General features: G+C 61.4%; 15 protein-coding genes and 1 pseudogene. 11 read left to right on the top strand and 5 right to left on the bottom strand.

From position 1 onward, the window contains the following. The 5 genes and pseudogenes from C7I87_RS35685 to C7I87_RS34235 all read left to right on the top strand — a co-directional run. Nucleotides 1-203 (top strand): annotated as a pseudogene (locus C7I87_RS35685) (hypothetical protein); the annotation flags it as partial. Nucleotides 204-277: 74 nt separating this feature from the next. Next, a complete protein-coding gene (locus C7I87_RS34250) occupies nt 278-1,711 on the top strand; it encodes an aldehyde dehydrogenase family protein (protein ID WP_149908352.1) in 1,434 nt (477 codons plus the stop codon). Between the two features lie 249 nt (nt 1,712-1,960). Then, nucleotides 1,961-2,371 carry an MbcA/ParS/Xre antitoxin family protein gene (locus C7I87_RS34245; protein ID WP_149908351.1) on the top strand — a complete coding sequence of 137 codons (411 nt, stop codon included), beginning with the start codon at nt 1,961-1,963 and terminating at the stop codon, nt 2,369-2,371. Beyond that, nucleotides 2,365-3,063: an RES family NAD+ phosphorylase gene (locus tag C7I87_RS34240; protein ID WP_149908350.1), complete on the top strand. Its 699-nt coding sequence runs from the start codon at nt 2,365-2,367 to the stop codon at nt 3,061-3,063. The genes C7I87_RS34245 and C7I87_RS34240 overlap by 7 nt, the downstream gene beginning before the upstream one ends. Before the next feature lie 128 nt (nt 3,064-3,191). Next, complete coding sequence (locus tag C7I87_RS34235) at nt 3,192-5,279, top strand: tetratricopeptide repeat protein (protein WP_149908349.1); 2,088 nt, start codon at nt 3,192-3,194, stop codon at nt 5,277-5,279. Between the two features lie 78 nt (nt 5,280-5,357). Here C7I87_RS34235 and C7I87_RS34230 read toward each other — a convergent pair whose 3' ends face one another. Together C7I87_RS34230 and C7I87_RS35520 are read right to left on the bottom strand one after the other, a co-directional pair. Beyond that, on the bottom strand, nt 5,358-5,927 hold the full coding sequence (locus C7I87_RS34230; RefSeq protein ID WP_149908348.1) for a DUF308 domain-containing protein: 570 nt from the start codon (nt 5,925-5,927) through the stop codon (nt 5,358-5,360). Nucleotides 5,928-5,996: 69 nt separating this feature from the next. Next, nucleotides 5,997-6,146: a hypothetical protein gene (locus C7I87_RS35520; protein ID WP_188394113.1), complete on the bottom strand. Its 150-nt coding sequence runs from the start codon at nt 6,144-6,146 to the stop codon at nt 5,997-5,999. Between C7I87_RS35520 and C7I87_RS34225 the strand changes: the two genes are divergently transcribed. Further along, nucleotides 6,145-7,050 carry an AraC family transcriptional regulator gene (locus C7I87_RS34225; RefSeq protein WP_149908347.1) on the top strand — a complete coding sequence of 302 codons (906 nt, stop codon included), beginning with the start codon at nt 6,145-6,147 and terminating at the stop codon, nt 7,048-7,050. The genes C7I87_RS35520 and C7I87_RS34225 overlap by 2 nt on opposite strands. A gap of 37 nt (nt 7,051-7,087) precedes the next feature. Here C7I87_RS34225 and C7I87_RS34220 read toward each other — a convergent pair whose 3' ends face one another. Next, nucleotides 7,088-7,537 carry a universal stress protein gene (locus C7I87_RS34220; RefSeq protein ID WP_149908346.1) on the bottom strand — a complete coding sequence of 150 codons (450 nt, stop codon included), beginning with the start codon at nt 7,535-7,537 and terminating at the stop codon, nt 7,088-7,090. 451 nt (nt 7,538-7,988) lie between these two features. On the opposite strand from C7I87_RS34220, the gene C7I87_RS34215 reads away from it, so the two are divergent. From C7I87_RS34215 to C7I87_RS36315, 3 genes are all read left to right on the top strand, one after another. Further along, a complete protein-coding gene (locus tag C7I87_RS34215; protein ID WP_149908345.1) occupies nt 7,989-8,570 on the top strand; it encodes a histidine phosphatase family protein in 582 nt (193 codons plus the stop codon). A gap of 285 nt (nt 8,571-8,855) precedes the next feature. Continuing rightward, entirely contained in the window at nt 8,856-9,344 is a 489-nt protein-coding gene (locus C7I87_RS36320) for an IS110 family transposase (protein WP_246696532.1), read from the top strand. Beyond that, on the top strand, nt 9,341-9,793 hold the full coding sequence (locus C7I87_RS36315) for a transposase (RefSeq protein WP_246696531.1): 453 nt from the start codon (nt 9,341-9,343) through the stop codon (nt 9,791-9,793). Before C7I87_RS36320 ends, C7I87_RS36315 begins: the two co-directional genes overlap by 4 nt. A gap of 73 nt (nt 9,794-9,866) precedes the next feature. Here the strand turns inward: C7I87_RS36315 and C7I87_RS34205 are convergent, their stop codons facing one another. Then, nucleotides 9,867-10,268: a VOC family protein gene (locus C7I87_RS34205; protein ID WP_149908344.1), complete on the bottom strand. Its 402-nt coding sequence runs from the start codon at nt 10,266-10,268 to the stop codon at nt 9,867-9,869. Nucleotides 10,269-10,874: 606 nt separating this feature from the next. Continuing rightward, complete coding sequence (locus C7I87_RS34195; protein ID WP_149908343.1) at nt 10,875-12,158, bottom strand: nSTAND1 domain-containing NTPase; 1,284 nt, start codon at nt 12,156-12,158, stop codon at nt 10,875-10,877. A 130-nt stretch (nt 12,159-12,288) separates the two neighbouring features. Here C7I87_RS34195 and C7I87_RS34190 point away from each other — a divergent pair, with 130 nt between their 5' ends. Both C7I87_RS34190 and C7I87_RS34185 read left to right on the top strand, forming a co-directional pair. Next, the gene (locus C7I87_RS34190; protein WP_149908342.1) at nt 12,289-13,179 is read left to right on the top strand and encodes a helix-turn-helix domain-containing protein; all 891 of its coding nucleotides are present in this window, start codon (nt 12,289-12,291) and stop codon (nt 13,177-13,179) included. Between the two features lie 368 nt (nt 13,180-13,547). Then, on the top strand, nt 13,548-13,817 hold the full coding sequence (locus C7I87_RS34185; RefSeq protein ID WP_149908341.1) for a cyclase: 270 nt from the start codon (nt 13,548-13,550) through the stop codon (nt 13,815-13,817). The last annotated feature ends 55 nt before the right edge of the window (nt 13,818-13,872 follow it).

The raw sequence follows: 13,872 nt of genomic DNA, 5'->3' as shown, positions 1-13,872 counted from the left end.
ACACGCCTCCCGCAACATTGCGCAACAGGCCCCAAGTGGGGGAGATGTCCGGCAGGACAGAGGGGGGCGCGAAGGAACTCGACGATGGCTCTCTAGCGCTTCGCATTAAGCGCTACGGTTCCGCCCAGCACGACGACAGCATGTTGTGCGCGCTGGCTCAACCACTGGCGCGCTGGCTCAACCACTTCGGGGGTTGCGTTTGACAGCGCCGTTCGCGCATCGTTATTTCTAGCCAGATATCACGCCGGACCGGCCATGCGGCCCCCAAGGAGAAACCATGTCACACAATCTGCAGTTCTATATCGATGGCGCATGGGTCGATCCTGTTGTGCCCAACACGCTCGACGTCATCGATCCGTCGAATGAAGATGCCTTCGCGCAGATTTCGCTCGGCTCCAGGGCCGATGTCGACAAGGCGGTGGCTGCCGCCAAGCGTGCCTTCAACACGTTCGGCTTCACCTCGGTCGAGGAGCGCCTCGACATCCTCAACCGCGTCATCGAGGTTTACAAGAAGCGCAGCGCTGACCTAGCGCTGGCCGTATCGCGCGAAATGGGTGCGCCGAGCCAGATGGCGCTCGACAGCCAGGTCGGCGTTGGCCTCGCGCATCTGACCAAGATGGCCGACACGCTGAAGAACTTCCAGTTCCGCCACGTCAAGGGCAACCATCTCGTGGTCAAGGAGCCGATCGGCGTCGTCGGCCTGATCACGCCGTGGAACTGGCCGCTGAACCAGATCACCTGCAAGGTGGGTCCGGCACTCGCCGCCGGCTGCACCATGGTGCTGAAGCCGTCCGAAATCGCGCCTCTCGACGCCATCATCTTCGCCGAGATCATCGACGAGGCCGGCGTGCCGAAGGGCGTGTTCAACCTCGTCAACGGCGACGGCCCTGGCGTCGGCCAGGCGCTGTCCAGCCACCCCGACATCGACATGATGTCCTTCACCGGTTCGACGCGGGCCGGCATCCTGGTGGCCAAGGCCGCCGCCGACACGGTCAAGCGCGTGCACCAGGAGCTTGGCGGCAAGTCGGCCAACATCCTGTTCCCGGATGTCGATCTCGCCACCGCCGTCAGCAAGGGCGTCGCCGGCTGCTTCAGCAACAGCGGCCAGTCCTGCAACGCGCCGACGCGCATGTTCGTGCCGCGTGACCGTCACGACGAGGCCGCCGGCTATGCAAAGGTCGCGGCTGAAAAGTTCACGGTCGGCCCGGCCGATGGCGCCAACACCAAGCTTGGCCCTGTGGTCAGCCAGGTCCAGTTCGACAAGATCCAGGAGCTGATCCAGAGCGGCATCGACGAGGGTGCGACCCTGGTCGCCGGCGGCCCCGGCCGCCCTGCCGAGCTCAACCGCGGCTATTATGTCAGGCCGACCGTTTTCGCCGACGTCACGCACGACATGCGCATCGCGCGCGAAGAGGTCTTCGGGCCGGTGCTGGCGATCCTGCCCTACGACACGGTCGAACAGGCGGTCGAGCAGGCCAACGACACCGTCTACGGCCTTGCCTCCTACATCCAGGCCAAGGACCTACAGAAGGCTCGCGACGTCGCGGCGCGCATGCGCTCGGGCAATGTCTACATCAACTATCCCCAATGGGACGCCGGCCTGCCCTTCGGTGGCTACAAGCAGTCGGGCAACGGCCGGGAGTATGCCGAATATGGTTTGGAGGACTTCCTCGAGATCAAGGGCATCGCGGGGTACGAGGCAGCGGAGTAGGCACTGCGCTTGATTTCCTCGCCCCCGCAAAGCGGGGGAGAGGTGGCCGCGAAGCGGTCGGAGAGGGGGCTGCGACGTTGGCGGGCTCGCGCTAAGTTGATGCCAAGTCGGCGCTGCCCCCGCTCCGTCTCGGCTTTGCCGAGCCACCTCTCCCCCATTTCATGGGGGCGAGGAACCCAAGTCCTGATGGGTCATTCCTTGCCAATTGGCAGATACATGCTATATATCTGCCATTAGCGAGGTCTAAACATGCAGCTTCAGTCCATCGTCACGACACCGGCCACGGTCGGCAGCGCCATTTCGGATGAAGAGGCGGGCGCCTTGGCGCGCACCACGGTCAATCTGTTCAAGGCGTGGAATCTCAGCGACTTCGAGGCGTGTGTCTTGCTTGGCGGCATCTCGGCGCGCACCTGGGCACGGTGGAAGGAAGGCGGCGTCGGCCGGATCGACCGCGACCTGCGCACCCGCATGGCGCATCTGATGGGCATCCACAAAGGGCTGCGCTACCTCTTCACCGAACCGGCGCGCGGCTATGCCTGGATCCGCAAGCCCAATACCGCCTTCGGCGGGCAGTCTGCGCTCGACCTGATGCTGCGCGGCGACATCTCCGATCTCGCGGCGATGCGCGAATGGCTCGACGCGGAGCGTGGTGCATGGTGAGTGGGCTTGCGGTCCGGCGCTGCGTCCACTGGCCCCAGACCTATCGCATCATCCGCTCCATCCATCCGCCGATCGACCTGTTCGAGGACATTGCCGACCCGCGCGACTGGGAGGCGCTGGCGGCCGTCGAGGAGAAGACAAACCCGCGCATCCGGCTCGAGCTCGGCGATCTCGGCAAGGTGCCGGCCGCAAGGCGTGTTTCCGGTCCTGGCGCCAGCTTCGTCATGGCGCCTTTCGTGCATTGCTCGACCTTGCGGCCCGGCCGCTTCTCGGACGGCAGCTACGGCATCTACTATGCCGGCGACAGCGAGGACGTGGCGCTGGCCGAGACCATCCACCATCATCAGAACTTCATGCGCGCCACCAACGAGGCGCCCGGCTGGACGGCCGATTTCCGCGTGCTGATCGGCAGCGTCGACCGCGAACTCGACGACGTCAACGCCGTGCCCGGCGTGCTCGACCCGGACGATTACACGGCGTCGCAGGCGCAAGGGCGGGCGTTGCGGGCCGCCGGCAGCGACGGGTTGGTGTGGAACAGCGTGCGCATGGCGGATGGAGAGTGCATCGGCATCTTCTGGCCCGATGTCATCGGTGTCCCGGTCCAGGGCCGTCACTACAGCTACCACTGGGACGGCGGACGCGTCGATTTCGTGCGCCAGCACGACACGGGCAAGGTGCTGGCAGTGGTGTGAAGGCAGGCGGAAGCGGAAACCGGCTGCCCGGATTTTCTTTTCCATGGTGACTTGCGGCGATCAAGAATTTGCCTGATCAAGTCGGCGGAAGGCCAACAACCGACAGACGTGATCCAGAATCCGCGGACATGATGCTTCACAGATTTCGGCGATTGACTGCAAGGGCACAGCGGGTTCCGGTCTGTGCTGCCATCCTGCTTGCGCTCGGCGTTCCGGCCATGGCTGGAGGGCTCGAGGATTGCGGCAATGAAAAGCATGACACCGCCAGGCGGATCGCTGCCTGCAAGGTCGTCATCGAGGATAAGGCGACGGCTTCCAGCGACCGGGCGCTAGCCTTTTTAAACCGCGCCAACGCATTGTCGGATATGGGTGCCTATGATTTTGCCATCGCCGATTACGGTGAGGCGATCAAGCTCGATGCGAAAGACGCCGACGCCTTCAACAACCGTGGGCTGATCTGGGGCTACAAGCGGGATTACGACCGCGCCCTGGCCGACTATGACAAGGCGATAGAGTTCAACCCGCAACTCGCCATCGCCTATGGCAACCGGGGCATGATCTGGAACGACGTAAAGCACGACTATGTCAAAGCCATCGCCGATTTCGACAAGGCGATCAGCCTCGATCCGGGAAACAGCGTTGTCTACAACGTGCGCGGCAATGCGTATCTGCGCACGGGCGAGTATGACAAGGCCGTCACCAGCTACAGCCAGGCCATTTTTCTCGATCCCGAGAATGCGGACCAATATTACAACCTCGGGCTGGCCTGGGCCTCCAAGGGCAATCCGGAACGCGCCACAGCGGACTACAGCCAGGCGATCAGCCTCAATCCCAATCATGTCCAGGCCTATCGCTGGCGCGCCAATGCCTGGAAGAAACGCGGCGACGCCGACCGCGCCATATCGGACTACGACGAGGCGATCAGGCTCGATCCCAGGGATGCCGAGACTTTCCGCAACCGTGGCGATATCTGGCGTGGCAAGAAAGACTACGATCGTGCCGTCGCCGATTACACGCAAGCCATCGTCGCCGATCCAAGGGATGCGATGGCCTACAATAATCGTGGCTGGACGTGGTCGCTGAAGAACGACACCGACCGGGCCATAGTGGATTTCAACGAGGCGATCAGCCTCGACCCGAACTATGCCGGGGCCTACTACAACAGGGGGCTCGCCTGGTCTGACAAGCATGACCTCGATCGTGCTATCGCGGACTACGACCAGGCAATCATCATCACACCTGGAGATGCGTGGATCTATAATGCCCGGGGCCGGGCCTGGGCGTCGAAGAGTGAATATATCCGCGCCATTTCGGACTACAACGTCGCCCTCATGATTGAGCCCGACATGGCCGTTGCGTTCAGGAACCGCGGCTGGGTGTTCAGCCGGAAGGCCCAGTACGACAGCGCGATCGCCGACTATGACCAGGCGATCCGCCTCGACCCGAAATACGCGGTTGCCTACAGGGGCCGGGGCTGGGTGTGGGGCCGCAAGGGCCAATACGACCGGGCCATCGCCGATTACGACCAGTCGATCAGCCTCGAACCCAAATATGCCGATGCCTATGGCGGCAGGGGCCGTGTCTGGATGTACAAGGCCGACTATGACCGCGCCCTGTCGGATTGCGACCAGGCCGTCAGCCTCGGTCCGAAGGACGCATCGGCCTTTGCGTGCCGCGCTCTCGCGCGGGTGTACAAGGCTCAGTACGACCAGGCCCTCGCCGATTACGATCAAGCCATACGCCTCGATCCCGGGAATGCCGGCACCTACGGCGACCGGGGGCTGCTGAGCTTCTATTCGGGATCGCCCGAGAAGGCGCTGGCAGACTTCGAACAGGCAGACGCGATCGATCCCGGCGGTGAGTATAACGCCTATCATGCCTTGTGGATCGATATTGCGCGGCGACACAACAGGCTGCCGAGCAATTTGGGCAACGTCACGCTCGATGTGACGAAATGGCCGGCGCCGGTGGTTCGCATGTTCCTTGGGCGGCAGACACCCGAAGCCACGCTGGCCGCCGCCGACGACCCCGACGGCACGACGAAAAACGAGCATCTGTGCGAGGCGCGTGTCTTCGTCGCGGAGTTCCAGCGGCTGCAGCATCGCGACGACGAGGCCCTGCGCCTCTACCGGCTCGCGCTGCGAGACTGCCCGCGCGATTTCACCGAATACACCGCGGTGCTTGTTGCCATGCGGGCGATGGGCAAGGCGCCATGAGGGTGGGGGCAAAGCCCGATCAACCAGCCGCTGTCGTCAACAGAAGTCGGCTTGGCTTGGCCCAGGTGCTCGAGAGAATCAAGCCGTGGGCTTGCGTGCCTGCATGACGCTCAGCCATACGGCCGAGACGAGAAAATAGAAGGCGCCGAACGCGGCATAGGGGGCGATGTCGGTGATGCCGGGCGTCGCGGCGCCGATTGCCTGTTTGATGAAGAAACCGCCGGCAAGCGCTGACTGCGCACCGCTCAGCACCATTGCCCATTGTGCGCCCGCCCGCCAACGGCGTACGCCGGTCGCAAGCTGGAACAGGCCGGAGAGAATGGCCCATGCCCCGAATACAGCCAGCACCGTGTGCGGGCCCTGTCCAAGGGCGATGAGGACGGCGATGGCCGTGATCGTGCTGACCGCCGCGTTGAGCGCCTGGCTGGGATTGGCCTTCAGGCCGCCGCTGCGCTGCGCGTCCAGAATATTGGCGATCGCATCCCATGCGGGGTAGGCGACCAGGAGGACCGCCGCGACCGGCGGCGCGCTTTTGCCAAGGGTAAAGGCGGCCGCTACCCAGGCGACCGAAAAGCCGGCCCGCAGGAAATAATATGACTTCAGCCATTGCGATGCGGCGTCGGGCGCCTGGATTGTTTGAGTGCTCATTGGAACTTCCTGTCTTGTCGGTTGGAATGGCCCGAGGGAGGCGAGTTGACCCGCTTGATCGACTTGGGATCATGTCCTCAGGTTGGATGATTGGAACAGCTCATGCCCGCGGCCTTCGCTTGTGGGTATGGCTTTGATCCAAGGCAAAAACAGCGCATAATCAGCACGAAATGCGCTATGATCGTAAGGAATGTAGGGGAACCGGCTGACCGCATCCATGATGGAATCGCCTGAAAATTTGACCATTCTTCCGGATGGAGCATCCCATACCGGCGTCACCGGCGATCTCCTGTCGCATGTGCTGGCGCAGATCAGGCTTACCGGCGACCAGGTTTTTTCGCGCACACTGGCAAAGGCGGAACAACTCGATCTCGATGAGAGGCAAGCCCATATCGTCGTGGTGACAGCCGGCGCGCTGCACATGGAGAGCGAGGATCAGGCCCCTGTCGTCATCGACGCGGGCGACCTCGTGCTCCTGCCTCGCGGTCCCGGTGGGTTGCGGCTGGTGGCGTCGCATCCGCACGTGGCGATCGTCGCCTGCCGCTTCTGGTTCGATCCGGACAGCCTTCGGGGGATGATCTTTGCCTTGCCGCAGTGCATTCACATCCGGCATGCCCAGGGGGCAGGATGGATCGATGGAATGCTGCCCTTCCTGATGATCGAAACCAGCGACGCCCAACCCGGCGCGGCCTTGATGATTTCCCGCATCATCGACCTCATGGTCATCCGCACCTTGCGCAGCTGGGTCCATGAAGGACACGCCACGGGCTGGCTCGGCGGGCTTTCCGACGCACGCATCGCGCGGTCCCTGAAGGCCATCCACGAAAGGCCGCTGCAGCGGTGGAGTATCAATGAACTGGCCGGCAAGGCCGGCATGTCCCGTTCCAGCTTCTGCGAGCGCTTCGCGGCCCTCGTCGGGCGCTCACCGCTGCGCTACCAGAATGAATGGCGCCTGGGATTGGCCCGGGACCTTTTGGCCAGGCGAGACGCACGCGTCGGCGAAATCGGCTTGCGTATCGGTTACGAATCCGAGGCCGCCTTCAGCCGCGCCTACAAGCAATTCTTCGGCCATTCGCCACGGGTTGAATATGCCCTGGCGAACGAACCCGCGAAGCAGCCCTGACCGACGGCGCCATTTTTGAAATATCGAGTTGCAGCCGCTATCGCACCACGAGCACAGGAATCTCGGTGTAGGACAGCACTTCCGCCGTCTGGCTGCCCAGAAGCAGCTTGCCCAGCCCGCGGCGGCCGTGGGAGGCCATGACGATCAGGTCGCAGCCTTGCGCCTTGGACAGTTCCAGGATCGCCTCGGCCGGCCTTTTGTCCTCGACATGGACCAGCTTTGCGGACACGCTGGCGGCGTCGGCCGATGCCTTGCATTTGTCGAGCACTTCCTTGCCATAGCGGCGCGCTTCCTCCTGGTAGGCGACCAGTTCATCGCCGGCGGCATAGCCGGCCATGGCGCCGCCCCAGGCGAAGATCGGGAATTGTTCCGAAACGGTGATGAAGGTGACGGCGGCGCCGATGCCCTTGGCCAGCGTGAGGCCATGGGCAACGCCCTTGTCGGCCAGTTCCGAGCCGTCGGTGGCGATGAGCAGATGTTTGTACATGATGATGTTGCCTGTCGTGCGAGGATCGTCCGCGGGCGCACATGTTCCGGTGATGACTATGGATTAGAGATAGTTATGCCCCCGCGCTCATTCATTGAGCCAATGCGGCGGGGACCAGGGCCAGAGATGGATTTGATATCCAGAGCTTGGCGCCTCGGGCGGTCAATTGTTGGTCGGCGCCGCCCCTCATTGCCCTGCCGGGCATTTCTCCCCGTATAGTGACGGGGAGAAAGGGCGGTTGCGGCCACAGCGCTTTTTCCGCAACGTTGGAGATTCGCGAAATCATCGACGAATGCGTCCTTCTCCCCGTCACTATACGGGGAGAAGATGGCGGCAGCCAGATGAGGGGCAGCGCCAACCTATCGTGAAGAGGCTGGCACACATTTCGCCAGCCCGGATTCCCCTTTGCGGCATCGTCCTCTAAGGTGCCGCCGACATCGAAAGGCACCCCATGAGCAACGTGTTTCCGCAGATCCATCTGGTCCGGCATGGCGAGACGGCGTGGAGCCTTTCGGGGCAGCATACCGGGCGCACCGACATGCCGCTGACGCCGGCCGGAGAGGCGGCCGCGCGCGGCGTGGCGGAGCGGCTCAAGGGCGTGTCGTTCTCGGCCGTCTGGTCGAGCCCTTCGCAGCGCGCCTACAACACCAGCGTGCTCGCCGGCTTTGGGGCGCAGAGCGTCAGGATGGACGATCTGCAGGAGTGGGACTACGGCGCCTATGAAGGGCGCACCACGAAAGAAATCCTGGCCGAGCGGCCGGGCTGGAACGTGTTTCGCGATGGTTGCCCGCAAGGCGAGACGGCGGCCGATGTCGGCGCCCGTGCCGACAGGATCATCGATCGCCTGCGCAAGGCCAATGCCGACATACTGATCTTTTCCAGCGCGCATTTCCTGCGCGTGCTCGCCGCCCGCTGGCTCGGCCTGCCACCGGAAGGCGGCGCGCTGTTCGTGCTCGACACGGCCAGCATCAGCGTTCTCGGCTACGAGCACGATCCCGGCGAGCCGGTCGTGCGCAGGTGGAACCTGAAATAGGAGTGCACGGCGCCTGTTCAGCGCGGAGGCCCCCCGTCACCGACGGAGCTGCGCTCCTTGCTTCGCCCTAGGATTGTTTGAGAAGGATCGGGTAGTTTGGCGGCCGGGACTGCAGGCCCATCACAGCCAGCAGTCCCGGCGGCAGGCGACCGTCCCTAGGATCGGGTAACACCCGACGTCATCATGGTCCCTGCCGTCTTGTCCGCCATCGCTTGGAGAGTTGATTGGCCGCTGGCTTGCGCCACGCCCGCAAACAATCCGAAGCCCGACAAGGATACCACCAGCATGGCTTTCTTGCACCAACAACCGCAATTATGCCTCGGCCTCGACATCGCCAAGGACACCATCACCGCCTCAGACGGCACCACCACTCGCGTCATCGACAACCGGCGACGCGCCATCCGTGCCTTCCTCAAGAGCTACAAGCATATAGATCTCGTGGTCTGCGAACCGACCGGCGGCCATGAAGGCCTGCTGCTGGAAGAATGCCTGTGCGCCGACATCGCCTGCCATCGCGCCGACACGCTCAAGGTCAAGAGCTTCATCCGCTCCTACGGCACTCACGGCAAGAGCGATGCCATCGATGCGGCGATGCTTTGGACTTACGGCCGCGAACGCTGGGATAAGCTGGCCCTTTGGCAGGCTCCAGACCCCGACGAGACCCGCTTGCGTGCCCTGGTGCGTCGCCGCCAGGAACTCATCGCCATGAAGGTCGCCGAGAAGAACCGCGCCAGAGCACCTGGCGGCGGCTCGCGGCTTCCTTCCAGGCTGTGATCAAAGTCGTCGAGCGTCAGATTCAGGCTATCGACGCAGCCTTGCGCGAGTTGATCGCCAACAGCAGCGCCCTCAAGCATCGAGCGGCCATCTGCACCGCCATGGACAGCCTTGGCCCGATCGTGACGGCCAAGCTGCTGGCCATCCTGCCCGAGCTCGGCTCCATGACACGCCGAAAGGCCGCCGCGCTTGCCGGCGTCGCGCCTCATCCAAATGACAGTGGTCTCAAAAAGGGCTACCGCAAAATCCGCGGCGGGCGCCCGGACGTCAGGAGCGCGCTGTTCATGCCCGCTCTGCGTGCCGCCGCCGGCAAGGGCGAGTTCGCAGCCTTCTACAAACGCCTGATCACCAACGGCAAAAAGCCAATGGTCGCCATCGCTGCCGTCATGCGAAAGATCGTCATTACCCTAAACGCAAGGCTTAGAGACGCTCCCATTCCTCAGAGTTGATGACGATGTGTTGAGTGGCTTTGGCTAATTCCCTATGCTGGACGTCAACCAACTCGAACCGCGCGCCCGCCTTCTACTTGTCGAACTTCCGGATCGCCTCGGCGGTGACCGGCTGGAAGAAATTCACCAGATTGCCGTCGGGGTCGCGGAACAGCAGCGAGCGGTTGCCCCAGGGCATGGTGGTCGGCTGCTGCACGGTCGTGTTCTTGATGAGGTTCGACAGCCGGGCGAATTCGGCATCGACGTCGCCGACGCGGAATTCGAGGATGGCCGTATGGTTGTCGGCGGGGCGGGCGATGTCGGCGCCGAACAGCATCAAGGTGCGCGTGCTGCCGATCGCCAGCGTGCAGGCCGGCGTCGCCAGTTCGGCGAAGTCTTCGGTATATACCGTCGCCGGCATGCCGGTGATCTCCCCGTAGAAGCGCACGAGGCGCTGGACATCTGACGTGATGATGCGGACAGAGACGAAATTCATCGCATTGGCTCCTTGATATCGAAGCCGCGACCGGGCTTCCGACCGATCCATAGCCCAGGTCTCCTGCCAGCTTTCTGTCAGGAGACCTGTGCGGCTCTCATTCGTTGGTAGTGGGTCAGTTTGAAATTCCGTCTTTGAAAGGCCTGCGTTGAATGCCATATTCCGGCGATGGAAAAAGACTTTTGCGAAATGGAATCGGGGCGCGGGGTTTGGGCGCCGATTGAAGTTTATCAGGCGCTTGAATTAAACCCTGGTCGCCGGAAGCGTTGCCCCGAATGCCATGGCGCTGTCCGCGCTCATCGCGAAAGCAACAATGGGATGCGCGCTCATTTCGAGCACATCGAAGGCCATGATGGATGCTCGCTAAAGCCGCGAACGTTTTCCGGCATCAAATCAATGCATCCGGACGCACTGTCATGACAGACAAGCATCCAAAGCGCCCGCGCGATCCGAACCAGTTGGCGAAGTCGATTGTCGATCTGGCGACTGGCGAGCAGCCTGACAAAAAGCAGCCATCTCGCTTAGCTTTGAAGTCCAGCGAGGGCGGCAAGATAGGCGGCAAATCTCGGGCGGAAATTCTCAGCCCCGAGCGTCGCCAAGACATAGCTAGGAAGGCCGCCCAAACCCGCTGGAAAAATCAAGCTCCGGCTGCTCAGGAAAAGAAAGAGCATCAATAGCGCTCTCTGCAACGAGGTGGTCTTCGATTCCGCGCATGATGACGTAAGGCTGCATCATGGGATCGCGGAAGCGAAACTTGTAAGCGCGCTCCTGCCCCTTCCGGACAAGAATTTTGCCCCGCTCTTCCGTAATGAATTTCTTCAAGTGCTGCTGAAACGTATCGATGCGAACCGGCTTCTTAAGAATTTCGGAAAGCGGCCCGCAAATTGATTGCGGGGTGAACTGCCCACGTTCATCAGTCTTGGCAAGTGCGCACGCCAGAATGACATGGCGGTAGAGACTGTCGCCCCGGTTGCTATGAATGGCCGTGGCGTAGTTTTCTTGAATGGATTCCTGCGAACGATCCAAGGCGCGTTCGATGGCTGAATCAACATCCTCTGTCGATACCTCTAGCGATTTGCGCTCGATTGCTGCCTGAACAGAATACAGGCCCAGCAAGTGCACATAGGACGGTAGGCCACGCGAGAGTTCAATGACCTTGAAGTAGGCGTCCTTGTGCATGGTCATGCCAAGTTTGGGGACGCGCTTGTCGATGATTTCTCGCATCTCCGCTTGATTCATTCGAGGCATCGGAACCTGCTCGATGCAGCGGGTGACGGATTCGTGTTCCCCGACCAGCTCGTTGATATCATCGGCGACGCCAACGAGAACAACCGTCACATTGATCGAGTAGTCCGAAAGCGACTTGATCGTATTTGCCATGAGTTCGTGGATCTTCTTGTCGGCCGCTTTGTCGAATTCGTCGATAACGATGATGGGCATATCGGCGATGCTCCAGATCGCATCGAATTCGCGCCGGACATCATCAGGGAAAATCTCGCCGGGGAAGAATTCCGAAAGAGGGATAAGTTGCTCTTCGCCCGCACGCGCCGCTGCAACATGAATATCTCGAAAAACCTTCCTCCAAATTGTCGTGAAAGTATCGCTCGGATCAACCTGTTCGCGCACCAGCTTTATGTGTTTCAAAGTGGATGGGAAAAGTCCGGAGAAAACCCCTGCCAGCGAGGTTTTACCGACGCCTCTTTCCCCAAAGAGCACAACATGCTTTCCGCGCTCGGTGACGGCCTCCAGGATTTTACGAATCTGCGATCCGCGTCCAGCGAACAGGTCTGTCTCGTTGATTGGTGCGGACGGGCTGAAAAGCAACGACGCTTCATAGGATTTGGCCGACCAATCTTCATCGGTTAGCGTGATCTTGGGTGCCTTGGCCATCTCTGGGCCTCCATGTCGAAGAGGCTTAGTTGATATACTAGGCGCCTTAGTTGATCAAGTAGGCGCCAAACTTGATCAACAAGGCACCTTAGTGATTTACACTCAAGCATAAAGGGTCTATTTCAAATGTATGAACAAGCTCGACACCAAAACCCGCGCGCAAATCCTTCACATGCTCTGTGAAGGCCGGTCGATCCGCGCAATCACGCGCGTCATGGGAATGAGCAAAAACACCGTTGCCAAGCTCCTTTCCGACGCTGGCGCGATCTGTGCCGAGTATCAAGACCGCGCCCTTCGCAACCTGACCAGCCGCCGCATTCAGGTCGATGAAATTTGGTCATTCACCTATGCCAAGCAAAAGAACGTCGCGATGGCCAAGGCTTCCCCGGAAGGCGCTGGCGACACTTGGACATGGACAGCCATCGATGCCGACACCAAGCTTGTCATGTCGTGGCTGGTCGGCGGGCGCGACAGCGAATACGCCATGGCGTTCATTGACGATCTTTCGCGCCGTCTCGTCAATCGCGTCCAACTGACCAGCGACGGCCAGCGGGCCTATCTTGAAACGGTCGAAGGCGCGTTCGGTGGGGACGTTGATTACGCCACGCTGGTCAAGGTTTACGGCACGTCGCCTGACAGCGCCAAGGGCCGGTACGGCCCCGCCGAATGCACTGGCGCACGGAAAGAGACCATCGAAGGCAATCCCGATCCCAAGCACGTCAGCACGTCATTTGCGGAGCGTCAGAACCTCACCATGCGGATGCATATGCGCCGCTTCACCCGCCTGACCAATGGCTTCTCAAAGAAGGTAGAAGCCCACGCCAACGCGGTCGCTCTGCACTTCATGTACTACAACTTCGTCCGCATCCATAAGACGCTGCGCGCTACCCCGGCCATGGCCGCTGGCGTCACTGACAAGCTTTGGGAGATAGCTGACATCGTCGCGCTGATCGAAGCCAAGGAAGCCGAGAAGCCGATGGTGCGCGGCCCATATAAAAAGCGGTCTTCGCTTGTAAACTAGATGAAACTTTTATCGCGAGCATGACCTGAGAGGAAACGGCTATGAGCAAAAGACAGCGGTACATCCGCGCGCTTACATGGGGCAGCGTCTCTGGCGCCGTCCTTGCTATTTTGTTCGGCTTCGCCTTCAGCATGTTGAACGTTCGATGCTGGGATGACCCTGGCAGGGGCAATTGGGACGCCGAAAGCCAGATGTGCGTTCCATGACTGACTGTCTGTGGGATAGCCGGCCACGCGGCTTCATAATTCAAACTGACCCACTACCCATTCGTTCGTCGGTTTGCCAAGGACATGATTGGGGCGATAGACTGAACGGCCCATCGCCGATCTCTTGGGCGCCAATAAACAACGGTCTGGGAGGAATGTACGATGACGACGCTGTTCGTGAGACATACCGTGTCCGACTACAAGGCCTGGCGCAAAGTCTATGACGGGTTCGCCCCGGTTCAAAAGGCCAACGGCGTGAAGGCAGAGACCGTCTATCAGGCGGCGGACAACCCCAACGACGTTACCGTAACGCATGATTTCGCCAGTGTCGCCGAAGCACAGGCCTTCATCAAAAACCCAAAATTGAAAGAGGCGATGGCGAGTGCCGGCGTGGTGGGCGCTCCAACCATGTGGATCACCAACAAGGCCTGATCGACTGCTTTACAGCATGTCGCGGCGAATAGGATTCGCCCGACCTGCTGTAAGC

Origin of the sequence: Mesorhizobium sp. SARCC-RB16n, assembly GCF_008520305.1 — a bacterium.
In the GTDB taxonomy this organism is placed as follows: Bacteria; Pseudomonadota; Alphaproteobacteria; order Rhizobiales; family Rhizobiaceae; genus Mesorhizobium.
Note: the sequence above shows the minus strand (reverse complement) of the source record. Positions and strands in the feature narration are given on the sequence as shown.